The following is a 24,592-nucleotide window of genomic DNA, read 5'->3' as shown; positions in this document are numbered from 1 at the left end:
TTTGATAAACTTTCTAACTGTAAAACTGAATATAAAAAAAACGACCAGGTTTCCCTAGTCATTTTTCGCGTCTCTATACGTTGTCTTGTGAGCTTTGATGAACTTATTACCGTTTATTAAACCGCCAATTAATAAAATAGCGGCCGTTAAATAAAACCAGACCATTAAAATAATAATACTTCCAAGCTGACCATAGATTTGCGAGTAGCTTCCAAACTGGACATAGTATCCAAATCCGGTAGATACAACTTGCCATCCTAGCGTGGAGAAAACAGCTCCTGGAAGTACATCTTTCCACGTTACTCTTGCGCTTGGCATCAGTTTGTAAAAAAGAATAAAAAAGCCTAATAAAAATAATGTCCCAATTCCCCATCTAATTGTCGTCCAGCTTTGAAACCATATGTCAGGAACTTGGACTTTTGTTAGGACCAGATGTCGAATGACCTCTTCAATAATTGGTACAAATAATGAAATAGCTACCACAACCATAAAACCAAAAGTTAAAATTAAATCATTGATTAAACCGCGCAAAAACGTTTGTTTTCTTTGAATATGATACGCGTCATTTAACGAGCGAACCAAAGATTGTATAGCCATAGATGCGAGCCAAAAAGTCGCCAATAAACTAAAAGATAAAACTTTTTTACCGCTATTGTTAACTGTTTCAATTGACCGTTCAATTACGGCATAGGCGCTTTTAGGAGTAAATGGTTCAATAAATATCAGCAAATTGTTTGTATCAATTGGAAAGAAACTCAGCAGAGAAAAAAGAAAGATAATAAACGGTACAAAAGATAACAAAAAATAGTAGGCTGTTTGAGCAGCCTGATCAAAGAAACGCTCCGTAAAAAAACGAGCGGCAACGGTCTTAGATGTTTGAATCATAACAGCGTTCTCCTTTACTTTCGCTTCACTTTGTAGTGAAATTCATATTCAATTTTTATGTTTAACATATATTGGATAAGTTTCGGCTTATAAAGCTTTCCTTTTCCATTATCCGCGGTTAATAAAGAATTTAACCTGTAAAATTATACAGCCGGTTCATAAAGAAGATAATTATTATAATTACATCTGCCATTACCACCATATCAATAGATCTTCTTTTTCTTTCATAAAACCATAAATTCTTTGGGGCTGATCTCCCTTTTTTCTTACTTCTTAAACTTTTTTACGCTATGTTAAAAAAGTAAAACATAAGAGCGCCGATCAGCATCAGCATAATCATTGAAACAAAAATAACCAAAGCGTGAGAAGATTGATACGTTTGGCTGTTAATTTTTTTGCGGGTTGAAAAATAATGATAGGTTGAGAAGAGAAGCAAACCTGCACTTGCAGCTAAAGAAAAGATAATAACAGCAATAATAAGAGTATCGGCTGCTTCACTTAATTTTTTTCCGGAATTGAAATGTAAGCCGCCTGCAACAAAGCCAATGCCGAGTGTGGCAATAGACGTTCGAATCCACGCTAAATACGTTCGTTCATTTGCTAAATGCTGCTGAATATAAATGGATTCATTTTCTTTTTTAGTCATTTACATACCACCGTCCTTTTATATGTCTTCTATTATAAATAAATGCTCAAACGAAAATAAATTGAGGACGCTTCACGCCACATTATACCCGAAAATAACGAATCATTACCATCTTCAAGCGGTCAAAAGAGCTTCTTCATAAATCAAAAAAGCCAACGGGATAACCTCAGCTGGCTTTTTTGATTTATGAAACATTTTCCTTATCTTGATCATGCTGATATTCCTCGTCCCAATAATCAGCGTTTTGAATTCCTAATTTTCTTGGAGAAAAGATAGGGTCTATCCCTAGTTTTCTCTGCTGGCGATAATCTTTTAAAGTTATTAAAGCAGGTTTAGCTAAAATCAAAATTGCAATTAAATTGAGCCAAACCATTATTCCAACTTCGATGTCTGCTAATGCCCATGCAGTTTCAGCCGTTCGGATAGATCCGTATAAAGTAGTGGCTAAAAGAACTGCCTTAAGGAACATGGATACTATTTTATTTTGTTTGCCTTTTATTACGTAAGCTAAGTTCGTTTCCGCAATATAATACTGTGACATAATCGTAGTAAAGGCGAAAAACAAGAGAGAAACAGCTACAAACCCTGATCCGAATCCAGGAAGCACCGTCTCAACTGCTTGCTGCGTATATTGAGGCCCGGCTTCAACTCCTTTTAAATGATCCACATTGAACGAACCATCTGGCGCTTGGGTGCTGTAAGAACCTGTAATTAAAATCATCAAGGCTGTAGCAGAGCATACAAGCAGCGTATCAATATAAACTGAAAAAGCTTGCACTAAACCTTGCTTGGCAGGATGTGAGACTTCCGCTGCTCCTGCGGGGTGAGCTCCGGTACCTTGACCCTCTTCATTTGAATATACACCTCGCTTGACTCCCCACGCTATAGCCATGCCAATAATTCCGCCGAACGTAGAATCAAGTGCAAATGTACTTTTAAAGATTAAAGCAATAACTCCTGGTAAAGCTTGAATGTTCAATCCGATAATCACTAACGAAACAAGGACATATCCCATGGCCATAAACGGAACAACATATTGTGCCACGGCAGCAATACGCTTAACGCCTCCAAAAATAATTAATCTTAAAATAACAACAAGTACAATTCCAGAGGTTAAAGGCGGAATTGAAAATGCATTATTTATCCCTGCTGTAATTGAATTGGCTTGCACTCCTGGTCCAAGTACACTCATAGCTAGCAGTGCGGCAAAAGTGAAAATCAGTGCGTACCACTTCTTCCCCATGCCTTTTTCAATATAATAAGCAAGCCCACCTCGGTATTCTCCTTTATCTTTTACTTTATAAATTTGAGCAAGTGTTGATTCAATAAATGCACTAGCTGAACCTATAAAAGCAATAAACTACATCTAAAAAACTGCTCTTGGACCACCGAATGCAATTGCTGTTGCAACTCCCGCAATATTTCCAACTCCTACGCGCCCTGATAAAGCAAGTGTTAACGATTGGAAAGACGAAACGCCCGATTCAGAACTTTTTCCATTAAACAATAAAGTAACCATATCTTTCAAATATCGAACTTGTACAAATCTAGTGAGAATAGTAAATAAAAGTTCCACTCCTATACATAGGTAAAGCATCGGCGTACTCCAAATCATTTCACTTATTGTACTAATCATCTGCTCCAATATGAATTCCCCCTTAAAACACTTTGCACATTATGAATAATGAGAACATAGTTTTAATATAGAGTTAAAAAACAGAAAATCCACTCTTTTTTTAAGGTTGTTTTACACATTATTTGATAAATAGACAACATTTGCGGATATAACGTATATTTTGGACAGATTATCTTACGCATTTTTCAGTGATGCGTAAGTTCTTTACATAATCCCCACTGTCACAGCATAAGGTAATAAGTGAACCAAGGGTCACTTTACGTTCTAAGCCGAGCGTACACACAGCACATCTTTCTGTTTTCATTTCACGTTAATAGTTCACTAAGTGAATCATTTTATTTTTAAATATTTCTGATATATGGTATAATTTAAACTGACAAAAAGATGCTGCATGTATGCTAAAAGAGCAGGCCGTATGGTTTCGCTCTTTTGTTGTTTTCACGCCATGCGGCACAACGAAAGAAGGAAATAGAATGGAATTATGGAAACGAAACTTGTACATTTGCTGGTTCGGTTCTTTTTGCACCACAGCCGGGATGAGTTTAGTTATTCCGTTTTTACCGCTTTATATTGAAAAGCTGGGAGTTCACGATACAAGCTCCATCAGCAGATGGGCTGGTATTGCCTTTGGATCTACCTTTTTAATGGCGGCTATTGTTTCTCCTTTATGGGGGAGTTTGGCCGATAAATATGGGCGAAAGCTTATGCTCCTTCGCGCAAGCTTGGGTATGGCAGTTGTTATGACTTCCATTGGTTTTGTGCAAAATGTCTATCAGCTTGTCGGACTGCGCTTTTTAATGGGTGCCGTTTCCGGCTTCATCTCTGCAGCCATTACATTAGTAGCGACTCAAACACCTAAAGAGCACAGCGGTAAAGCATTAGGTACGTTGTCTACAGGGGCTGTATCAGGATCTTTATTAGGACCGCTAGTAGGCGGCTACTTAGGAGATACAATCGGGCTACGCCACGTCTTTTTCGTGACGGGTGCATTTATGTTTTTGTCTTTTTTAATTGTAAATTTAATTCAAGAAGACAAAAAAGAGACGGCGAAAACGACGAAAGAATCTAACATTGGGTTACTGTCTCTTAAAAATTCAAAGGCCGTGATTGGTGTATTTGTTACAACTTTTTTACTGCAGCTTGCGGTTATGGCTATTCAGCCAATCGTTACACTGTATGTAAAACAACTGTCTACTCATACCGATCACCTTGCCCTTATTTCAGGTTTTGTCGTAGCGGCAACAGGAATTTCAAATATTTTAGCTGCATCAAAACTTGGCAAAGTCAGCGATCGCGTGGGTCCTCAAAATGTGCTTCAAATATGCCTGCTCATCGTAGCGGTTATTTGCGGCTTACAGGCCTTTGTGCATAGTACTTGGCAGCTATTCTTACTTCGTTTTTTACTCGGTTTTGCAATGGGAGGATTATTACCTTCTATTAATTCTTATTTAAAGAAAATTGTACCGGACTCTATTACAGGTAAAATGTTTGGCTATAATCAAACAGCGCAATATTTTGGGAATTTAGCCGGTCCAGTCATTGGCGGACAAATTGCCGGAGCTAAAGGAATTCCTTACGTATTCTTAACAACTAGTGTTCTTCTACTATTGAATGCTGGGTGGGTGTATTATCAACGCCATCACGGACAACAGCTAGACGGTAAAGCCGCATAAAAAAACCTTCCGTTTTAACGGAAGGTTTTTTTATTACCACAAGGGTTCTTCTTCGCTGCTTACTTCATAAGAAAGTGGCATCATAACAACCGCTGCTATGAAGAAAATAAGCTCCGCGACAACAATGGATGGAAAGGAAAAGTCAAATAGTGAGAGAATAAGCCAAATAATAAGGGGTGCAAATGAGTAGATTGATAATCGCTTTTGGGATTTTGCAGAGATATACTGTTGTTTGTCACAGTGTGGGCATTCTAAAACGTTTCTAAATGTTAACAGTTGTTTAAAGGTTGTCCTCCAGTTCCATTTATGATTACAATTTTGACAGGTGGCCATGGGCATCACGCTCCTAAAAAGAATTTATGTGCATATAAAGTATACGTACAAGTTGACAAAGAGTTTCATTTTTATGATTAAAAACGTTTTTACTATTATAACATAAAACAAAATAAAAGGCTTTTTACAAGAAAAAGCCTTTTATTTCAACTTTTATTTAGATACAGCTTCATTCGTTTGAGAAGCTGTTTTTACTTTTATAACCATAATAACAAAAGCTAGCAATCCAAGAATCGCTGCTACGAGAAAAGGAGCTTGAGGCGCTACGGCATTGCCGATAACTCCTGATAATAAAGGAGCAAACGCTGCGCCTAACCATCTTAAGAAATTATATCCTCCAGATGTAATTCCTCGTTCATAAGGAGATACTTCCATTACATGACTCGTAAATAATGCATTATTAAGTCCTGATACAAGACCTGCTGCCATGATTAAAACAATGCGCAACCATGTTGCATCAAAGGCAAATAAACAAATTAAAATAAGTGAAAAAACAATTAAGCTAACATGCAACACTTGTTTTGGCTGATATCTTTTTTCTAACTGATGTGCTAAAACCGCTGAGCCATAAGCTAAACATAACCCCCATCCAAAGAAAACAAAGCCAATTTGAAGAGCTCCGATCGATAGAATAAGCGGCGTATAAGCTAACACTGTAAAAAATCCATAGTAATAAAGCATGCCTGATACAGCGCCTTGAGTAAATGTTTTTAATTTATAAAGTTTAACCATGTCTTTAAAACCCGCTGCTTTACGAGGCTTAGTGCTTGCAGGCTGTTTAACAATCGTTAATACTAAAATAAAGGCGATAAAAATTAAAGCACTTGTACCGAAAAAAGGCAATCTCCAAGAAGCATTTCCTAACACGCCTCCTACAAGCGGTCCTCCGGCCATTCCCAAACCGATCGCAGCTTCATATAACCCTACTGCTTTTTTCACTTCACCTGATAATGCAATAAGCAGCGTCATAGCTGTTGCAAAGAAAAACGAATTACCAAGTCCCCATCCTGCTCGGAAAATGGAAAGCTGAGGAATATTGTTAGACAACCCGCATAGTGCTGCAAAAATCGTCACAATGATAAGTCCTGTTACCATCAAACGCTTGTCTCCTACACGTGATGCTAAGATACCTGCTGGAATCATCATAATAGCCATCATTAACAAATAGGAAGTAAATAACATTTCTACTTGCCAATGAGAAGCTCCAATTTGCTTAGCAATCTCCGGTAAAATCGGATCTACTACCCCGATTCCCATAAATGCTAAAAAAGTAGCTACTACCGTAATAATTTGACCTAATCGGTTATTTGAATGCTGTCCTTCCACTCTTTCATCTCTCCTTTTGTTTTTGTTTTTTCATGTATTTCCATAGCAGATTCTCGCATTTCTTTTAATTCTGTTTTAAATGCCTGCATTTTAACCACTTTAAATTCAATCATCTTGATTTGATTTTCCAGTAAATTTTCTATTTTAATTATCTCTTTCGCTGATAATCCTTGCTGCTCACTTCTTTCTTCAATCATTCTTTTGAGCGACATAAACTGCTGCAGCTCCCGTAAAGAAAAACCGAGAACTTCTTTTGCTTCTGCTACTTTCCTTAGTTCTTTTACCTCTTCTTCGGAATAAATCCGTGCATTTCCTTTTGTGCGCTGCGGGGGCAAAATGAGTCCAATCTCTTCATAATACCGAAGAGCACGCTTGGTCAAACCGGTCATTTTCGTCACGTCATCGATTAAATACATGCTTTCCCCTTCACCCCCTTCAACATTAACGTTAACGTCAACTTTATATTACTATTATAGATTAACGTTAACGTTAATGTCAATAACAGCAATACATTTTATGTAAATTTAAAAAATATGTGCACAAAAAACCTATTGATAAATCAATAGGTTACATCAATATGTCATATAGCTGCTGTGCTGTTTCTCCTGTTACTTTACCGTATATCCCTCTTCTTTTAGAAGTAAGTTCCGCACTCTCGGCGGTGAATCGTACATTGTATACGACTCCTTCATAAGTAAGCTGTACATCTGGATCAAGAGCGGTGCTGTAATCAGCTTTTTTCCATTGAATTTGTTTCATAATTGATTCTACAGCTAAAGCATCTTCTGAACTTAACATTTTATCTCCTGCTTTTATAGGCTTGCCCTCCCTTTTTTTATTAAATTTTAGTTCAGAATGAGAAAATGAAAATTCAAGTTGGTTTTTATCATGCGCTATGAAATCTTGGGGTAGTTCTACATAGCAGACAACTTCTCCTTCGTGTACAAACACAAGCATTTGATTAGCAGCAGATATTTTTTTCATCATCTCTTCACTGATCGGTGCGTTTACAAGTTTTTCTACGTCGGCTTTCTTGCTTTTGTTTGTTAACAAATATCCTTTTTCCCATTTAAAATCACTTAACTTCGATACATCCACTGAGCTTACACCTTTTTTTTCAAATGATTGCTGAATATTCTCCCCCATTTCTTTGTCGTTGGTGACTTGGGCATTAGAACTGCACCCTACTAAACAACAAAAAATAAGGCCTATTGCTATAAGAGCCTTCACTTTTGTCTTCCTCCTCTCTACCATTCTTTTAGACAATTCCAACTTTGTACCATTTTAACATATAATTCCTATTTTTCGTGAAAACAAAGAAAGAATGCGCTTACATAATTTCACGCATATAAATGTGATTTATTTATAAGTTTTTTCTGAATATTTTAAGAAAATTTTAATATTTTATTTAGTTCGTTTTTAAACTTTATCTTTAGACTAAAAAATAAGTTAAAAATAAATAACGCAGGAGGAAAACAATGACTTGTCTATCTGAAGTTTTAAAGTTTAATGAAAAATTTGTAACAAATAATCAATTTGAGGCTTTTCAAACATCCAAATTTCCTAACAAAAAAATAGTCATCTTAACTTGTATGGATACACGTTTGTTAGAATTACTTCCTAAAGCCATGGGGCTAAAAAATGGAGATGCAAAAATAGTGAAAAATGCCGGAGCTGTTATCTCCCATCCCTTTGGCAGCGTCATGAGAAGTATATTAGTTGCCGTCTACGCTTTGCAAGCTGATGAAGTATGTGTCATCGGTCATCATGAATGTGGAATGACAGGCATGAAAGCTGAAGCTATTTTAGCCTCTGCTGAACAAAGAGGGATTAGCACGGAACAAATTCGCAATCTAAAATATGCCGGTATTGATTTAGAATCATGGCTGACTGGGTTTGAATGTGTAGAAGATAGTGTCGAAAACAGTGTGGATATGATTCGAAATCACCCTTTATTACCAAAAGACGTTCTTGTTTCTGGAATGGTCATTCATCCTTCAACAGGAAAACTTGACGTCGTTGTAAACGGCTATTCCCAAGACCGAGCTGAAACCGTAAGCTCATGAAGGAGGATTTTATCGAATGCTAAAAGATAACCGATTTCAAGGCTATTCAGCAGGGCATTTACAAAAAGACATTATCGCCGGTTTGGTGGTTGGGGTCGTTGCTATTCCTTTAGCAATGGCCTTTGCTATCGCTTCTGGTGTAAGACCTGAATACGGGATTTATACAACCATTATCGCAGGGATTATGGTTTCAATATTAGGCGGATCGAAATTTCAAATTGCAGGTCCAACGGGTGCATTTGTTCCGGTGCTGCTTGGAGTTGTCATGCAGTATGGTTATGAGAACCTCATTATTGCCGGCTTTATGGCTGGAATTATGATTACGCTTCTCGGAGTATTTAAGCTAGGGAAATTTATAAAGTTTATTCCGCGCCCTGTGACGATTGGATTTACAGCAGGAATTGCGATTATTATTTTCTCAGGTCAGATCGCTAACTTTTTAGGATTAAAAGGAATTGCAAAGCATGAGGAATTTCATTTAAATATGATTGAAATCCTACGAAAAATTGCAACGATTAACATTTACAGCGTCATCATAGCCGCTATTTGTTTAGCTATCGTGATTACAACGCCAAAGTTTTTACCTAAAATTCCGGGTGCCCTTCTAGGTCTTCTTGTCTCCACACTTGTAGCCATTACGCTGTTCCCAGGAAAAGTGGCAACGATTGGCTCTACTTACGGTGCCATTCCGAGTAAACTACCATCTTTTAGCTTCCCAGATTTAACATGGGATAACATCGTGATGCTATTTCCGGCTGCCTGCGTAATTGCAATGCTTGGCGGTATTGAATCGTTACTATCAGCTGTTGTTGCTGATAATATGGCCAAAACCAAGCATAATAGCAATAAAGAGCTTGTGGGCCAAGGAATTGCTAATATTGCTACCTCTCTATTTGGCGGAATTCCAGCAACTGGTGCCATTGCCAGAACAGCTACCAATATCAAAAACGGCGCAGCTTCTCCGTTATCAGGAGTCATACACGGCTTAGTTGTTTTATTGGTCCTTGTGATGCTAGCTCCTTATGCATCAAACATTCCGCTGGCAAGTATGGCACCTATTTTAATGTTTGTGGCTTGGAATATGAGTGAGCGTAAAGAATTTGCGCATATTTTAAAAACCAAGTCAGCTGATTCATTTGTACTGGTAGCTACGTTTTTATTAACAGTTTCAATCGATTTAACAACAGGTGTAGGCGTGGGTCTACTTTTAGCTATTGTTATGTTTGTGAAACGAATGAGCGGATCACTGAAGATTTCAAAGGTTTTAGCGGAAACATCTGAAAACGCTCACAAATCTGATTTGATGGAATATACCATGCAAGGATCTCTTTTCTTTGGATCAGCTGAAGTATTAGAAGATTCCTTTGATAAGATCGCTGAAGCGAAACCGAAAGTTTTATTGCTTCGAATGAGCCAAGTCTCCTTTATTGATACATCTGGAGAAGCTTTACTATCGAAGGTGGTCGAACGTTTGAAAGATTCGCATAGCCAAGTCGTTATTTCTGGCTTACAGCACCAGCCGAAAGAAATGTTAAAGTCAACCGGTCTATATGATAAAATCGGTGAAAAAAATATATTTTCCTCAGAACCTCCCGTGAGTAAGATTAAAGCTCGTCATAGAATCGTTACTACGTAATAAAAAAGAGATCCGAACGATTAATCGTTCGGATCTCTTTTTTTTAAATATTAAACCGGTACCCTGCTCCCCAAACCGTTTCTAGGTACTGAGGATCTGCTGGATTTTCTTCTAACTTTTCTCTTAGTTTTCGAATGTGAACTGTTACGGTTGAAATATCTCCTGAAGAATCAAATCCCCAAATTTTTTCAAATAGATGTTCTTTACTTAATACTTGATTTGGATGAGAAACGATAAACTTCAGCAAATCGAATTCCTTCGCTGTAAAAAACACTTCTTTGTCATTCACAAATACTCTTCTAGCGAGCGTGTCAATCGCTAAGCCATGAATGCGAATCATACGCTTTTCCTGCTTATCAGAGAGTCTTTCATATCTCGCTAAATGCGCTTTGACTCTTGCGACCAGCTCCCCAGGGCTGAATGGCTTGGTAATATAGTCATCTGCACCTAGCCCGAGCCCTCTAATTTTATCAATTTCTTCTTTTTTAGCTGAAACTAAAATGATTGGAATATCTTTTGCAGCTCGAATTTGCTTGCACACTTCAAATCCGCTCACTTTAGGGAGCATAATATCCAAAATAACCAGATCAAAATGTTCATTTAACGCTTTTTCTAATCCCTTATCCCCGCTATATTGAACGTCTATTTCAAAATCGTTAATTTCTAAATAATCTCTTTGCAATTCAGCAATACTTACTTCATCTTCAATTAATAATATCTTCTTCATGTGTATCACCATTTTCATTCATTTTTTGCAAAGAAAAGAAAATACTTGTTCCTTCGCCAAGCTTACTTAGTGCCCAAATGTCTCCCCCGTGGCGTTCAACAATTTGTTTTGCAATGGCTAGTCCAAGTCCACTTCCTCCAGTATTGCTGTTGCGGGACTGTTCTGCTCGATAAAACCGGTCAAAAATATGCGCTAATGCTTCAGGTGAAATTCCAGAGCCGTTGTCTTTTACTTCAATAATGAGTTCACTTTCGGTAGCAGAAAGAACGATATTGATTCTTCTTTTTTCTTTATCCATAAATTTAATGCTGTTGGTTGTTAAATTTATTAAAACTCTCCGTAGCTGCTCAGCATCTGCCTTTGCATACAGTGTCGTTAGAGAATCATTAGAAAATAAAACATCAATATCATGTTCACTCATTTCAAACTGAAGCTCTTGCACATAACTTTCCATAAATGCTGAAATATTAAGTTTTTTAAACACAAATGGAATTTCGTGCAAATCCAATTTAGAAAATAAAAACAGCTCATCGATTAACGCATTCATGTCTTTTGCTTTTGTTGAAATCGTTAACAAATATTTAGAAAGCTTATCTGGCGTATTAGCTACTCCATCTTGAATTCCTTCTACATATCCTACAATGGAAGTAATAGGAGTTCGTAAATCGTGTGAAATACTTGAAAGCAGCTGCTTTCGATTATCTTCATATTGAATTTGCAGTTCAACAGAAGATTTTAGTTTTTGCCTCATTTCTTCAAAAGCTTGCGTTAATTCGCCTATTTCATCCTTTGAATTAGCAGAGATCTCAAAGTGAAGATCACCTTGTTTTATTTTTTCAGCCGCTTCTTTTAATTCACGAATGGGTTTAATAATGCTTCTTGAAACAAGATAGTTTAAAAATCCAATAATCACAATGACTAAAATTAATAGTAGAAAGATTAAAAAAGGGAAAATTCGATTAATAATGCCTACATAAGGGCTGATTTTTCGCAAAACGTAAATGCTTCCTTTTTCTTGATTCGAGAAATGAAAATCAAGGTTGATATATGTAAAGTACTGCTTGCCTATGCGCAGCATGTCCTGCTGATACGAATGATTTCCTTTACTTTTTTGATGTTTTGGCAAGTATTTACGAAGGTTTTCTCCTTTAATGGATTCTGAAGCATATACAACCTCCTTGTTTTTTTGAATCACAATATCAATATTTTCAAATTCATATTTTTTAACCGTCTCCGGCCGCAGCAGCTGCTCCGGTTTTTCTTCACTCAATAACTTTAAATCCAAGAATGCATTTTCTTCTTCTGGCGTTAACAATTTGTACTCATAGGAGTGACTGTACAGTTTTCTTACAAAATCGGCGTCTCCAGTAATGGAGAAGAAAATGAGAAAGCCCGATAAAAAAAGCAAAATAATAAAGACAAACACAATACTGATATACGTTAAAATAAAACGCAGCTGAATTGACATTACTTACCCTATGCCCCTTTGGCTTTAACAAAACTATTTGATAGACTAGTAAAGGTGAATAACAAATAGATCGTTAGACATTATACATATAGCAAAAATTAAAACAACAAAACAAATGTATATTCTCACTTTACCGTGATAGAGTGAGAATGAACACCACCTTTTTTACCATTTTATGAATTACTGGAAAATTATGATCTATTTTTCATAATATTCTTAGGCTTAAAGTTATAATATATGCCTTAATATTTAAAAAAAGGAGACTTTTTAATGAAAATTATTAAAGCTACTTCCTCTAACATCCCTTCTGTTGCCCGTCTATACGTAGACAGCTGGCGCATTACATACAAAGGGTTAGTACCTGATGCTTATTTAAAAAGCTTGTCTTATGAACAAAGTACAGAAAAATGGTCCCTTTTTCTTACCGAGCCTTCTCATTTTATTTTGCTCGCTATCGATGAACAAGGAAAGATTGTCGGCTTTTCAGCAGGTAAGCCTCATTTGTCCCGTGCTGAAATATACGCGCTATACGTTTGCAAGGAAGTGCAAAACCAAGGAATTGGTCATCTTCTATTTTCTCATTCAGTAAAAGAATTTGCTGATCAGCAATATACGTCTATGATTATTTGGGCTATGAAGAAAAATAAGAAAGCCGTTCAGTTTTATAAAAAATTAGGCGGCAAAAAAATCTTGAATCGCACAAGTCAGTTTGGAGAAACTAAAGTTGAAGACGAAGCATACGGTTGGGAACGTCTTCCTTCTAATAAATAAACGAGCACACTAGTGTGCTCGTTTATTTATTAGAAGATAATATTATTGAGCCGTCGTCTTTTTGTCCGTTGAATGAACTTTATTACAAAGCTCATTCCAGTGCCAAAAACAATTCCCTTGACTCACTATAAAACAATCCAGCCATTTCTGAAAATTCATATGTAATACATGTGCATCTTGAACCGATGCGTTCCGCTTTTTTACTATTATATATGCAGAGTGCGCTGATTTTTTGGAGTCAATGATAATCTCTTCTTCTCCAACAGACCCAATTGTCATATAGAGACTCTGACTTTTATAAGCTGTTTCTTTTACATCTTCTAAGCTATAAAGATTCCCTGCTATTTTTTTGTCAGCATCAATGAACAAATTACACCCATTTGTTAGCTGCAAAAACTGCTTGTAGTCTTCAGGAAGTGATACATGCATTTCTTCTTCAAAAACATTCAGTTGATTCTTGCTTACTCCATCAAAAAAAGTACACGTGGTTCTGTATACTTCTCCTTCATTTTTACACACTTCTATAACATTATTGTTTTCCCACAGCCGCTTTCGAAGTGAATTTATTATTTTTTCAATCATACTCTTCCTCCAAGCGTTGGATTTAAAACGGTTACATTACATTAATTAAACAATAATGTGCTAATTCCTTCTTTCCTACTAAATTATACGACAAACTTTAGAATTTCATGTTCAAATAACATAGAAAAAAGCAGCGAATATCGCTGCTTTACAGGTTATACAGGTGCTTTTTCTTCCTGTTCAGGATGGTGATCGTAATCAATAAGCGCTTTTGGAAGGCCCGTATATTTAGCCCAATAATAAATCCCAAGAGATACGACCGCTATGATAATTAAGTCTACAGGCGTATCGATCAAACCCTTTCCTCCGCCGAACGAACCAATATAAGAAATAAAGAGCATGATGATATAATAAGCAACTAACCACCAAGTTGATTTAATCTGCTGACGAAGACTTACTTCGTTTTTAGGCACATATTTAGCAAAAATCAAATATATAACAAACATAACCAATTGAGAAGTTAACAGCCATGAAATAGTCTTCCATCCTGACCAGTAGACAATAAAGGAAGCAAAAATAAAGGATAATGGACCAATTATACTCATTCCTCTTAATTTAAAAGGCTTTTCCAAACCTTTTGCGTTCACCATAAAGGCCGCTGATGAAATTGGTGCAATCGCGTAAGAAAGAATAAGCGCAACAGAGCATACGTTTACGAGTGCATTCCATGAAGGAAATGGCAGTGTCCAAAAAATCGAAAGTCCTAATGAAAGCCATAGAGATGATCGAGGAATCCCTGTTTTTTTATCCACATGAGCAAACGTTTTAAATAGCGTACCGTTACGAGACCAAGCATAGATAAGTCTAGATGTTGTATTCATAAAAATATTACCGTTACCACCCGGTGATAAAATAGCGTCTAAAATAACAAGTGTTGCTAGCCAGCCAAGGCCAAGAACAACAGCGATGTCTTTAAATGGCAGTGAGAATTTATCTTGAATGCCGGACCAACCGCCTTTAATCATGTCAGATGGAATAGCTCCGATAAATAATACTTGTAGGGCAGTATAAATGAGAGCTGCTAGAATGATACAAATCACAAGAGCAATTGGAATATTACGCTGAGGATTTTTCACCTCTCCAGCTACAGATACAATTGGATGAAGGCCTAAGTAGGCAAACATAACCCCGCCTGTGGCAATGGCGGCCTGGATACCATCAAACCCCCCGGGAGCAAACTCTCCCATCGTAAAGTTTCCTGACTTAAAATAAAATGCCAGCGTTACGATTACTGTAAGCGGTACAAAATATTTAAAAATAGAAATGATAATATTCGATTTTGCAAATGCTTTTACACTCCAGTAATTGAGTAAAAAGAATAAGCAAAGCAACACAAATTGTAGAATCCATCCAGATATCGTCGGTGAATCAGATCCAGATTTTGTTAAACCTGGAAACCAGTAGGCCACATACTGTCTCACAGCTGTTACTTCGATAGCGATTAAGCTAGTGTACGCTACAATAGTAATAAATGAAATCATATAGCCTACAAGATGACCGTGTGAATAAACAGGATATCGAATAATTCCTCCTGTACGAGGCAAGGCAGCCCCTAGCTCAGCGTATACAAGGCCTATTAATAAAATAATAACTCCACCAATAACCCAAGAAAAACTTCCTGCAGGACCGGCTTGCGTAGCGACATTACTAACGGCAAACAGCCAAGCGGAGCCAAAAATAGCCCCTAATCCAATCAATGTTAAATCTAACAGGGATATCGTCTTTTTAAACGGACCTTTATTCTCCATAAGCTTCCTCCTTTGGATGAATCATCACTTGTGTTGTTTTTTTTGACAACATTCATATATATTCGATAATATACGTCAAAATTTTTATTACTATACCCATTCAAAATTACTTTGAATCCCTTTTCTTGATTTCTAGAGATCAATTAACAGAAAATTTTTAAAAATAACTCTTATATTCAAGACACACTAAAACTTTTTCTTCTCTTCTTTAATAGGTAAAATACTCAAGAGATGAAAGGAGTTAGACAAATGACTTTACCGGAAAATTTGCCTGTTGATTTTACAGCTTACAGCCACTTAACATTCCTTCCGCTCGGACGCAAAAATAAATCGATTCGGTCCGTAGGAAGTAAACATACTAAAGGGCTACTTGGACGTTTGAATGACTACTTTGAGCGAGCAATGAATGAGTTATCTCAAGAAGATATAGTCCTTTTTCAAACGTTCTTATTTGGAAGTCATAGGGGCGGTTTTCCTGTGGCAATTGATAAAAATGAAGACGTTTATCCTCACTTTTGGAAACCAACTTCATTTCTATGGAAAGAATATAATAAGAATCGCTGCCTTCCTATCCATCATGATGAGTTTTATTCTCAAGATTTTACGGTTTTAACTAAAAATGAGTTGGAAAACTACCTCGGAAGTATTATGAAAGATTACATGTTTTGCGCTAGGATACATGATTCTTTCAAAGAAGAATGGATTCAACATATTAATAAGTGTTTCTTCAAACATCCGCTCATTTCCCTTTATCATCGAAATGCAGATGTGATTGAAGCAATTGAACAATCAAAAAAATCACCTTTGCTTTTTATTATGAAAAACCCTGAGCAAATTGCTTTTTGGCGCAATCGGATTGAAATCATTATGAGACCTTTTCGATCTCTTTCTTACGCCGCCTTTGAGAGAGGATTTTCAGATACGGAAGATACGGTATTAACTGTTCACGGAGAAAATGAGATCATTCGCTTAACTTCAGAAAACAGAGGTCTCGCCGTAACATATGATGTCACAAATGATGCCATTTCACTCGATGATGAGTATAATGTAGTGCTAGCAGCGAAACGCTTAGCTACAACTCAGCGCCAGTTCGAAGAGATTATAGATGAAAATGAAGAAGTGATTCAAAAACTACTGGTCTTTTTTAAATGGAAAAGTCTTTTAAAGCATCATGAAGTGCACATCAAAGAAATCCAAGACAAATTGTGCAGCCTAACCACTTATCAACTTAATCAAAGACAAGTTTTACAGGAAAACGATCCCTTTCTTTCCTTCATTCAAAAGGTATTACAAGTAAAAACACCGAATGCAAATCACGAAGTTGGTTCCATTCAATGGTTTTCGCAATGGGATTTTCCAGATGTCACCCTGCTGCAGGAAACAAACAAATTTACATGTTGTATGGATCCAAACGAAATAGAAAAGAAACTGACAGAAATAAGCGCTAAGATAGAAAATGAACTTCATAAGCAGCGTCAGGATCTGCTTTCGACTCCGCTAAAAATCGGTCAAATAACTTTTGATTCAAACCAAATGCTACGGTTACTAACACTTATAGATACCTTAAAGAACATGGAAACTCAGCAGAGTTACGTACAAATTTTAGAAGGTGTTTCTACTAACAGTATTCGTCAAAAAGAGCTCGATAAAATACCCGCATTTGGATTATTAAATTCCGTGAAGCGCAAGCGTATCGTTACGTATTTACAAGAATTACAACACTATCAGCTGCTTAAAAAAGAGAAAAAAGGATTCAGCCTCACTCCAAAAGGCGAAGCCATCCGACGTCTATTTGAAGAAGAATCACGGAGAATATGAGATTATATCTCGCGTGATTCTTTTTTTTGATTTTGAAGACTACTTTCTCTATTAAATGCTTATCATAATTAGAAATCTCCATTCATATAATCATTACTAGATTAGCAAAGTCCTTCATACCTATTAGCCTGATGCTGACATAGAGAGGAGATTTCGCCATTGAAATCTAGTAATCGCGCCAATTTTGTAGTGTTAACATATAAGATGGTTCTTGTTATTTTATCCATTGTTTTAATGACATCATCTATCATTGTTCTAGTGAGTTACTCAGCATTTAAAGAACAGTTCAATTCTTCTATTGTCTATCAAACGTTATCGAAGCATAAAGCGGAGAGCCTTTATTATTTGATGAGCCAAGAAAACCACCACTTTTCAACGGCTTTCGATAAAAACTACTCGCCTCCAGGTCTTTCTTCTACACTGCTAGAGTTATCAACAAGTATTCGAGCAGAAGACGCGAGAAGCTTGTTTGGTTCAGAACTTCCTGGATTCAGTATTTACGACTCCAATATTATCATCGCCGGTGAAGGCACAAATTTCACAAACTTCCCTAGAGAATCTGCACCGCCGTTAGATGAAACACTAAAAGAAAGAAATTCTACTACAAAAGTTCAGCAACCTAAAGAAAACAATGGTACGAATGCTCCAAATAATAATACAACTGGCGGAAAAAAGGTATTTTATATTTATCATACGCACAGCTGGGAATCTTACTTGCCTCTATTAGGACTTGAAGGTGATCCAGATGCTAATAAAGCTGTAGATAGTAAAACCAATATTAATATAGTCGCAAATATGCTAGGAAAAGATTTAGAGTCTCAGGGAATTGGGGCAGAAGTAGATCAAACCAATATTGGACAGAAATTAAAAGAAAAAGGCTGGAACACCAACCAATCGTACGCCATGTCTCGCACAGTAATTGAAACGGCGATGACTGAGAATAGAGATTTAACTTACTTTATCGATTTGCACCGAGATTCGCTTCGAAAAGATAATACAACCATTAAGATTAACAATAAATCGTATGCAAAAGTTGTGTTTGTTTTAGGGAAAGCGAATCAAAACTTTGAACAAAACTTAAAAATGGCAAAAGCGCTTCATGAAGGTCTTGAAAAGAAATATCCTGGGTTAAGCCGTGGAGTTATTGGCAAAAACAAATCCAGCGGTAACGGTGTATATAACCAAGATGTTTCTAAAAATGCGATTTTAATTGAAGTGGGCGGAGTTGATAATAACTTTGATGAACTAACCAATACAACAAAAGCACTGTCTGATGTCATTAGCCAATTTTACTGGCAAGCTGAAAAAGTAGATGCCCCTGCTCAATAAAAAAAGCCCTCTTCACTGAGGGCTTTTTAAAATTCAATTCCTTTTACAGCAGGAATTCCTTCATCATAATAATGTTTATGAGGCTTCATTTCCGTCACAAGATCTGCTGCATCCATCACTTCTTTTTTGGCAGAACGCCCGGTAATGACCAAATGCATATGCTCAGGGCGCTTTTGAATAAGGTCAATTACTTCGTGTAGCGGTAGCACATCATCAATAGGAAATTTCTCGATAGCCAGTGCATTATTTAACTCGTCTAAAATAACTACATCATATTCGTTCGAGAAGACTTTTTCCTTCGTTAGCGCCCAAGCTTTTTGCAAAGCTTCACGATGTTCAGGCGGTGTTTTTGTCCACGTGAAGCCGACTCCTGTTTGAATCATTTCAATTCCTATTCTGTCAAACATCAGCTTTTCGCCATATGTACGCTGAGGAGATTTAATAAATTGAATCATTAATACTTTTTGTCCGCGTCCCGTAGCGCGCAACGCAAGACCTAAAGCAGCGGTTGTTTTTCCTTTACCGTCTCCGGTATAAATTAACGTAAGACCCCGTTTGTCTTTCAATCTAAAAACCTCTTTTTCTTCGAATTTCAGTTTACAGCCATGTTGTTTTTTCTGTAAACGGTGTTCTAGCAGGCTCTTTCATTTTTATAAGAGACTCTTCATTTGGATAGCCTAGAAATACGTTTCCTACTACGACTTTACCTGAAGGCTTGCCGATAAACTCATACAGCCTCTCGTCTCGAACAAGACCAACGCCTCTTGTTCTCCAAACGAATCCAAGACCTAGTTCTTTAGCTGCTAGCCACATGGAATGAATCGCGCATGAAACCGCATATTTGTTGTCTTCAGTGGCTTCGTCGTCTCCTTCAACTGTGTCAGCAGTTACGACGATATGGACAGGCGTATTTTTTACTGCTTTTAACGAACTTTCTACTAAATGGGGCTTTGTAGGAAAGCGCTCCTTTAAATAAGCTTCAGCCAGTTCTTCATACTTCTTTTTTGCTTCTCCTTGAATCACATAAAAGCTCCAAGGCTCTCTCATTCGGTCATTTGGAGCCCATGTCGCTGCTTCAAGCAGCTGTTCGATTTTCTCTTGCTCTACTTCACGTGCTTCATGATCTCGTACCGCTCTTCGTTCTTTTAGCTGTGAGATAATCGTCATATTGTCTCCTCCTTTTAACATTAAAGCAGAATATTTTCCGCTCTTTCTTCGAACCATTTTATTTTTTCTCTAATTGTCACTACTTCACCTACAAGCACGATAGCAGGATGAGCAATTTCTGCTTTTTTTGCTATTTCTTCGATTGTGGAAAGCGTTCCGGTTACGGTGCGCTGATACTTCGTTGTTCCCCATTGAACAAGCGCTACTGGCGTATGTTTATCTCGTCCATGGTCCATCAATTGCTTGCATATATGAGATAAATTTCCAACGCCCATGTAAAACGCAATTGTATCTATTCCTTGAGCAAGCGCTGACCAGTTTAAATAATCTTTTCCTTTTTCTTCTCTTCCATGACCCGTTACAATCGCAAAAGAAGTGGCATGATCTCTATGGGTAACTGGAATTCCCGCATAAGCTGGAGCTGCAATTCCTGACGTGATACCAGGCACGACTTCGTAAGGAATTCCTTGAGTAGCAAGTACTTCAGCTTCCTCTGCTCCGCGGCCAAACACAAAAGGATCGCCTCCTTTTAAGCGCGTCACTACTTTTCCTTGAAGCGCTTTTTCAACAAGCAGTTCGTGAATACGATCTTGGATGACTCCGTGCTTGCCCGGTAATTTTCCGCAAAAAATAAGCTCCGCGTCTTTTTTAGCATAGTTTAACAACTGTTCGTTGGCTAAGCGGTCATATAAAATAACATCCGCTTCTTGAATACACTCCATTCCATATACGGTTATTAGCTTCGGATCTCCTGGTCCAGCTCCTACTAAATATACTTTTCCAACTGTCACACGGCATCTCTTCTTTCTTTTTTTACCGCTTTACACTGTTCCACCCAGTTTTCTACCATCTTCGTAGAAGAGCCAAAATGAAAGTGCGTATAGCCGGCAATTAAATTATTGTTCATATAGCCTTCTTCTTTCATTCCTCGCATCCCTTTTGTATCATAGGCAGGCGAAAACTCTTTCTCTGAATGAAAGGTTGAATAATGAAATTCATGGCCTTTAGCTTGTATATCGCCTTTAAATAAAAAATTCCCCTGCTTTCCCGTCACTTCTCGGTACCCTAAAGCAGCTAATTTTGTCTGCATTCTTACTTGTCCGGGAATAAGCCCCACCATTTCATGGCATGTATCATCTGTTGTGACAATACCATCTGTTAAAAACATAAAGCCTCCGCACTCAGCAAGCGTAGGAATCCCTTTTTGAATAGCTGCTCGAACAGAATTTTTAACGTCGATTTGCTGAGCCAGCGTTTCAGCAAATTCTTCTGGAAATCCGCCTCCGATATAAAGACCGTCAGCATCTTGTGGAACCATTTCTCCTTTTAAAGGCGAAAATTCTACAAGCTCTGCTCCGTAAGCTTTTAACAATTCGAAATTTTCTTCATAATAAAAGTTAAAAGCGGCATCTCTCGCTACAGCAATTTTCACTTGAGGTACGGACGGCTTTGTAAAGATAGGCTCATTAATTTCTATTTTAGGAGCTAAAGCCAGTTCATATACTTTTTCGATATCAATTGTATCATGAACAAGCTTTCCTAACTGTTCAAAAAACGGTGTTAACTCTCCTCGTTCAATCGACGGAATGAGCCCGAGGTGACGTTCAGGAATCGTAAGATCATCGTTTCTTTTCAAGTAGCCTACTACAGGGATATGACATTCCTGCTCAATCGCTGCCTTAACAAGTTTATAATGCCCTTCACTTCCAACACGGTTAGCAATCATACCGACGATGTTAGCTTCGGGTAAAAATTGCTGAAAACCTTTTACAATCGCCGCTGCACTTCTAGCCATACTAGCACAATTGACAACTAAAAGGACAGGGCTATTGGTGATTAAGCTGATTTCTGCTGTTGTTCCTTCGTTCGTTAACGGGTTTTTCCCATCGAAAAATCCCATAACTCCTTCCATGATGGAAATATCAGCATCTTCACTAGCACGAGCGACAATTTCTCTAACCATATCGTGTTCAAGCATCCAGCTGTCTATATTTCGAGACGTTCGTTCTGTAACAGCCGTATGATACGTTGGATCAATATAATCGGGTCCGCATTTAAACCCTTGAACTCTGTAACCAGCTTGTCTTAATGCTGCCATCAGCCCGATTGTAAGTGTTGTTTTCCCTACGCCACTTCCAGTACCGGCAATGACGAGTCTTCTGTTTGACATGTTGTTCTCTCCTTTAGTCATAGGGAATAAGCGCCACTGAAATGGTTACATTCCCTGACTTTTTCTTCACAAGTTCAAGCTTATCAGCACCGCTGTATAACATAGCAGCAGGTTCACTGACACCATATGCACCTGTATATTTAAAGACAGTATCTGAAGGCTGTTGGATACTTATGCTGTTTAGCTCTTGGGGCGAATAATAGACAAACTCCCAGCCGTACTTAGACGCCACTTCTAACAGCCCTTCTTCATCTTTCTTTAACTCTATTGTACATAATGCTTTTACACTTTTCATTGAAAACTGAAGTTCAGCAAGCGTTTTTTCAATAACGGTTTCAATTTCAGCTGTACTTGTCCCTCGATTGCATCCCATCCCAATCGCTAATACTTTTGGCCGGTAAAGAACACCATTTTCTAAGATTGCTTCTTCCTCTTTTTTTAAATTGCGATGCGTTACAACCAAGGCTGCATGTGGCGATGCTTCAAGAGCTGTCTGAATCGATGAATATGTTTTAATGTTAGCTGGAACAGGGTGCTCATAATGCCACCAGTTCTTTTCACCTGATTCTTGAACCACTGCTATTTCTTCTTCATTCACCACAGAAGCGCTGACAGGCGTTAGTTTTTCTGCTGATTCCCACACCCATCCAAAGCGCTTACCAAATAAATCAACTGGAATTGTTTTTTGCACATCGGATGCTGTTGTAATAACAGGATGAGCTTCAAGAGCTGCGGCAACTTCACGCGTAAGCTCATTTGCTCCTCCGATATGACCTGAAAGCACGCTGATGACATTTTCGCCTTTATCATCAATGACAACAACCGCAGGATCCGTTTTTTTATCTTTTAAAATAGGAGCAATCATACGTACAACTGCTCCGAGTGAGATAATAATAATAAGCCCTTTATACGATTCAAAAAGAGAAGGCAAAAGCATCCGAACGCTTCCTGAAAATAGCTGAATGTTCTGCTCTTGTTCGTCTCCTTTTTCAAACTTGCTCATGTAATACACATCAGACTGCTGAAAAGTGCGGCCTAGATTTCTTGCAATTTCTACGCCGTGTTTTGTGATAGCTACAACGGCATAATCTCCGCGCTGTGTAATGAGAGCTTTTTTTCCTTCTTGGAGTTGAATCATTCCGACTTCACTCCTCTTCGAAAGCCATGGGTAAATGTTTTGTCATAAAGTTTTGAACGATAATCTTTGTCATGAATGTGTGGATCAAGTGCCCAGCCTGCCAAAATCATCGCCTGCTTGCGAATGCCGTTTGTTCGCATAGCATCATCGAGGTCTTTTACCGTTGTGCGAACAATTTTTTCATCTGGCCACGTTGCTTTATAGACTACTACAATCGGCGTGTCTTCACTCCAACCCGCGCTTATAAATTCTTTCATTACTTTTTTTGTGAGCGTCGCGCTTAAAAATAACGCAATGGTACATTTATGTTTTGCTAAATCAGTTAATTTTTCAAACTCAGGTACAGGCGTTCTTCCTTCAGCACGAGTTAAAATAACCGTTTGAGTCAAATCTGGAATGGTTAATTCTGCTTCAGCCGCTGCAGCAGCAGCGAATACGGAGCTGACGCCCGGAACGATTTCAATATCAACGCCTTCTCTTTTTAAAAGCACCATTTGTTCCATAATGGCTCCGTACATAGCAGGATCTCCGGTATGTACTCTTACAACCATTTTTCCTTCACGCATGCGTTCAAGCATCGTACCGACCATTTCTTCTAAATGCATACCCGCTGTTTTTAACACTTCAGCTCCTGGTTTAGACTTAGCAACTAGCTCTTGACTTACCAGTGAGTCAGCGTACAAGACAACATCTGCTTGCTGAAGTAATTTTAAGCCTTTTACGGTAATTAAATCTGGATCTCCGGGTCCAGCTCCGATTATGTATAACTTCATTTTCGCACCACCATTAGCGTTAAGTATTGTAAATCAGCTCCTTCTAGTTCTGAAGCTTTCCAGATAATTTCTTCATCTGACGTTACTTTTGTCACCACTGACGCTTTTTCAAGCAGATCAAGCTCTTTTAAAAGACCAACCATAAAATCGATGACTTTGGCCACTTTAATAAAAATGACGCAGTCGTTTTCCATTAATACTTTTTTCATTGTTTCATAATCTTCACGAGCAGGAACAATCGCTACGTGTTCATCACCGTCTGCTAAAGGAATACCTAAGCGAGATGCCGCTCCATTAATAGATGAAATGCCAGGAATTACTTGAATCGGAGCTTCAGGGTGACGTTCTTGCATTAGACGCATCATGTGAATAAACGTACTGTAAAGCATAGGGTCGCCCTCTGTGACAAATGCTACATCTTTTCCTTCCTGGAGCTTTTCCCATACTCGTTCTACCGTTTCGGTCCATTTTCTTTCCAAAATAGCAGGATCTTTTGTCATTGGAAACACAAGGCCGAGCATGTCTTTTTCATTTGCACTGAAATAGACATCAATAATTTTTTGGGCATAGCTTTTGCTTCCTTTTTGCTTTTTCGGATACGCAATAACGGGTGATTCTTTTAATTTACGAAATGCTTTTACCGTGATTAGTTCTGGATCTCCCGGTCCAACTCCAAGTCCGTACAATGTTCCAATCATGT

23 protein-coding genes and 1 pseudogene are annotated in these 24,592 nt (G+C 37.8%); 6 read left to right on the top strand and 18 right to left on the bottom strand.

Features of this window, described 5'->3' with window-relative positions; translation table 11 throughout:
* Window positions 1-54: 54 nt before the first annotated feature.
* The 3 genes and pseudogenes from AC0C45_RS17240 to AC0C45_RS17230 all read right to left on the bottom strand — a co-directional run bounded on the left by AC0C45_RS17240 (window position 55) and on the right by AC0C45_RS17230 (window position 3,167).
* Window positions 55-885, bottom strand: coding sequence for a YihY/virulence factor BrkB family protein (locus AC0C45_RS17240; RefSeq protein ID WP_472928354.1), 831 nt, complete (start codon window positions 883-885; stop codon window positions 55-57).
* 283 nt (window positions 886-1,168) lie between these two features.
* Window positions 1,169-1,531 (bottom strand): YidH family protein, encoded by a 363-nt coding sequence (locus AC0C45_RS17235; protein WP_016764347.1) that lies wholly within the window; start codon window positions 1,529-1,531, stop codon window positions 1,169-1,171.
* Window positions 1,532-1,715: 184 nt separating this feature from the next.
* Window positions 1,716-3,167 (bottom strand): annotated as a pseudogene (locus AC0C45_RS17230) (alanine/glycine:cation symporter family protein).
* A 473-nt stretch (window positions 3,168-3,640) separates the two neighbouring features.
* Between AC0C45_RS17230 and AC0C45_RS17225 the strand changes: the two are divergent.
* Entirely contained in the window at window positions 3,641-4,840 is a 1,200-nt protein-coding gene (locus AC0C45_RS17225) for a multidrug efflux MFS transporter (protein WP_047934035.1), read from the top strand.
* A 33-nt stretch (window positions 4,841-4,873) separates the two neighbouring features.
* On the opposite strand, the gene AC0C45_RS17220 is transcribed toward AC0C45_RS17225, so the two are convergent.
* From AC0C45_RS17220 to AC0C45_RS17205, 4 genes are all read right to left on the bottom strand, one after another.
* The gene (locus AC0C45_RS17220) at window positions 4,874-5,173 is read right to left on the bottom strand and encodes a TIGR04104 family putative zinc finger protein (protein ID WP_016764349.1); all 300 of its coding nucleotides are present in this window, start codon (window positions 5,171-5,173) and stop codon (window positions 4,874-4,876) included.
* 153 nt (window positions 5,174-5,326) lie between these two features.
* Window positions 5,327-6,499 carry an MFS transporter gene (locus AC0C45_RS17215; RefSeq protein WP_257062410.1) on the bottom strand — a complete coding sequence of 391 codons (1,173 nt, stop codon included), beginning with the start codon at window positions 6,497-6,499 and terminating at the stop codon, window positions 5,327-5,329.
* Entirely contained in the window at window positions 6,469-6,915 is a 447-nt protein-coding gene (locus AC0C45_RS17210; RefSeq protein ID WP_472928351.1) for a MerR family transcriptional regulator, read from the bottom strand. The genes AC0C45_RS17215 and AC0C45_RS17210 overlap by 31 nt, the downstream gene beginning before the upstream one ends.
* A 151-nt stretch (window positions 6,916-7,066) precedes the next feature.
* Window positions 7,067-7,729, bottom strand: coding sequence for a hypothetical protein (locus AC0C45_RS17205; protein ID WP_095380257.1), 663 nt, complete (start codon window positions 7,727-7,729; stop codon window positions 7,067-7,069).
* Window positions 7,730-7,977: 248 nt separating this feature from the next.
* Here AC0C45_RS17205 and AC0C45_RS17200 point away from each other — a divergent pair, with 248 nt between their 5' ends.
* Both AC0C45_RS17200 and AC0C45_RS17195 read left to right on the top strand, forming a co-directional pair.
* Window positions 7,978-8,565 carry a beta-class carbonic anhydrase gene (locus AC0C45_RS17200; protein WP_013057294.1) on the top strand — a complete coding sequence of 196 codons (588 nt, stop codon included), beginning with the start codon at window positions 7,978-7,980 and terminating at the stop codon, window positions 8,563-8,565.
* A gap of 16 nt (window positions 8,566-8,581) precedes the next feature.
* Window positions 8,582-10,201, top strand: a complete 1,620-nt coding sequence (locus tag AC0C45_RS17195; RefSeq protein WP_047933585.1) for a SulP family inorganic anion transporter — start codon at window positions 8,582-8,584, stop codon at window positions 10,199-10,201.
* A 43-nt stretch (window positions 10,202-10,244) separates the two neighbouring features.
* Here AC0C45_RS17195 and AC0C45_RS17190 read toward each other — a convergent pair whose 3' ends face one another.
* Both AC0C45_RS17190 and AC0C45_RS17185 read right to left on the bottom strand, forming a co-directional pair.
* Window positions 10,245-10,928, bottom strand: coding sequence for a response regulator transcription factor (locus AC0C45_RS17190; RefSeq protein WP_013057296.1), 684 nt, complete (start codon window positions 10,926-10,928; stop codon window positions 10,245-10,247).
* Complete coding sequence (locus tag AC0C45_RS17185; protein ID WP_237892357.1) at window positions 10,906-12,396, bottom strand: sensor histidine kinase; 1,491 nt, start codon at window positions 12,394-12,396, stop codon at window positions 10,906-10,908. The genes AC0C45_RS17190 and AC0C45_RS17185 overlap by 23 nt, the downstream gene beginning before the upstream one ends.
* A gap of 270 nt (window positions 12,397-12,666) precedes the next feature.
* Between AC0C45_RS17185 and AC0C45_RS17180 the strand changes: the two genes are divergently transcribed.
* Window positions 12,667-13,167 carry a GNAT family N-acetyltransferase gene (locus tag AC0C45_RS17180; RefSeq protein ID WP_016764355.1) on the top strand — a complete coding sequence of 167 codons (501 nt, stop codon included), beginning with the start codon at window positions 12,667-12,669 and terminating at the stop codon, window positions 13,165-13,167.
* 42 nt (window positions 13,168-13,209) lie between these two features.
* On the opposite strand, the gene AC0C45_RS17175 is transcribed toward AC0C45_RS17180, so the two are convergent.
* Window positions 13,210-13,749 carry an SMI1/KNR4 family protein gene (locus AC0C45_RS17175; RefSeq protein ID WP_237892358.1) on the bottom strand — a complete coding sequence of 180 codons (540 nt, stop codon included), beginning with the start codon at window positions 13,747-13,749 and terminating at the stop codon, window positions 13,210-13,212.
* Between the two features lie 155 nt (window positions 13,750-13,904).
* Window positions 13,905-15,497: an APC family permease gene (locus tag AC0C45_RS17170; protein ID WP_472928346.1), complete on the bottom strand. Its 1,593-nt coding sequence runs from the start codon at window positions 15,495-15,497 to the stop codon at window positions 13,905-13,907.
* A 249-nt stretch (window positions 15,498-15,746) separates the two neighbouring features.
* Here AC0C45_RS17170 and AC0C45_RS17165 point away from each other — a divergent pair, with 249 nt between their 5' ends.
* Together AC0C45_RS17165 and spoIIP are read left to right on the top strand one after the other, a co-directional pair.
* Window positions 15,747-17,315, top strand: a complete 1,569-nt coding sequence (locus tag AC0C45_RS17165) for an RQC-minor-2 family DNA-binding protein (RefSeq protein WP_472928344.1) — start codon at window positions 15,747-15,749, stop codon at window positions 17,313-17,315.
* Window positions 17,316-17,474: 159 nt separating this feature from the next.
* Complete coding sequence (spoIIP, locus tag AC0C45_RS17160; protein WP_237892359.1) at window positions 17,475-18,644, top strand: stage II sporulation protein P; 1,170 nt, start codon at window positions 17,475-17,477, stop codon at window positions 18,642-18,644.
* 26 nt (window positions 18,645-18,670) lie between these two features.
* Here the strand turns inward: spoIIP and cobO are convergent, their stop codons facing one another.
* The 7 genes from cobO to cobI are packed head-to-tail and all read right to left on the bottom strand — an operon-like array spanning window position 18,671 to window position 24,590.
* Window positions 18,671-19,210, bottom strand: a complete 540-nt coding sequence (cobO, locus tag AC0C45_RS17155; protein ID WP_013057304.1) for a cob(I)yrinic acid a,c-diamide adenosyltransferase — start codon at window positions 19,208-19,210, stop codon at window positions 18,671-18,673.
* Between the two features lie 31 nt (window positions 19,211-19,241).
* Window positions 19,242-19,811, bottom strand: coding sequence for a nitroreductase family protein (locus AC0C45_RS17150; protein WP_047933579.1), 570 nt, complete (start codon window positions 19,809-19,811; stop codon window positions 19,242-19,244).
* Window positions 19,812-19,831: 20 nt separating this feature from the next.
* Window positions 19,832-20,602 carry a uroporphyrinogen-III C-methyltransferase gene (gene cobA / locus AC0C45_RS17145; protein ID WP_047933577.1) on the bottom strand — a complete coding sequence of 257 codons (771 nt, stop codon included), beginning with the start codon at window positions 20,600-20,602 and terminating at the stop codon, window positions 19,832-19,834.
* Entirely contained in the window at window positions 20,599-21,981 is a 1,383-nt protein-coding gene (locus tag AC0C45_RS17140; RefSeq protein ID WP_237892360.1) for a cobyrinate a,c-diamide synthase, read from the bottom strand. The genes cobA and AC0C45_RS17140 overlap by 4 nt, the downstream gene beginning before the upstream one ends.
* Before the next feature lie 13 nt (window positions 21,982-21,994).
* Entirely contained in the window at window positions 21,995-23,119 is a 1,125-nt protein-coding gene (locus AC0C45_RS17135) for a cobalt-precorrin 5A hydrolase (protein WP_098547561.1), read from the bottom strand.
* Window positions 23,116-23,892, bottom strand: a complete 777-nt coding sequence (cobM, locus tag AC0C45_RS17130) for a precorrin-4 C(11)-methyltransferase (protein WP_034651558.1) — start codon at window positions 23,890-23,892, stop codon at window positions 23,116-23,118. The genes AC0C45_RS17135 and cobM overlap by 4 nt, the downstream gene beginning before the upstream one ends.
* Window positions 23,889-24,590, bottom strand: a complete 702-nt coding sequence (gene cobI, locus AC0C45_RS17125) for a precorrin-2 C(20)-methyltransferase (protein ID WP_013057310.1) — start codon at window positions 24,588-24,590, stop codon at window positions 23,889-23,891. Before cobI ends, cobM begins: the two co-directional genes overlap by 4 nt.
* Window positions 24,591-24,592 lie beyond the last annotated feature (2 nt).

It is taken from the genome of Priestia sp. VA7 (assembly GCF_055710015.1).
This window is presented reverse-complemented; position numbering and strand designations above follow the sequence as displayed.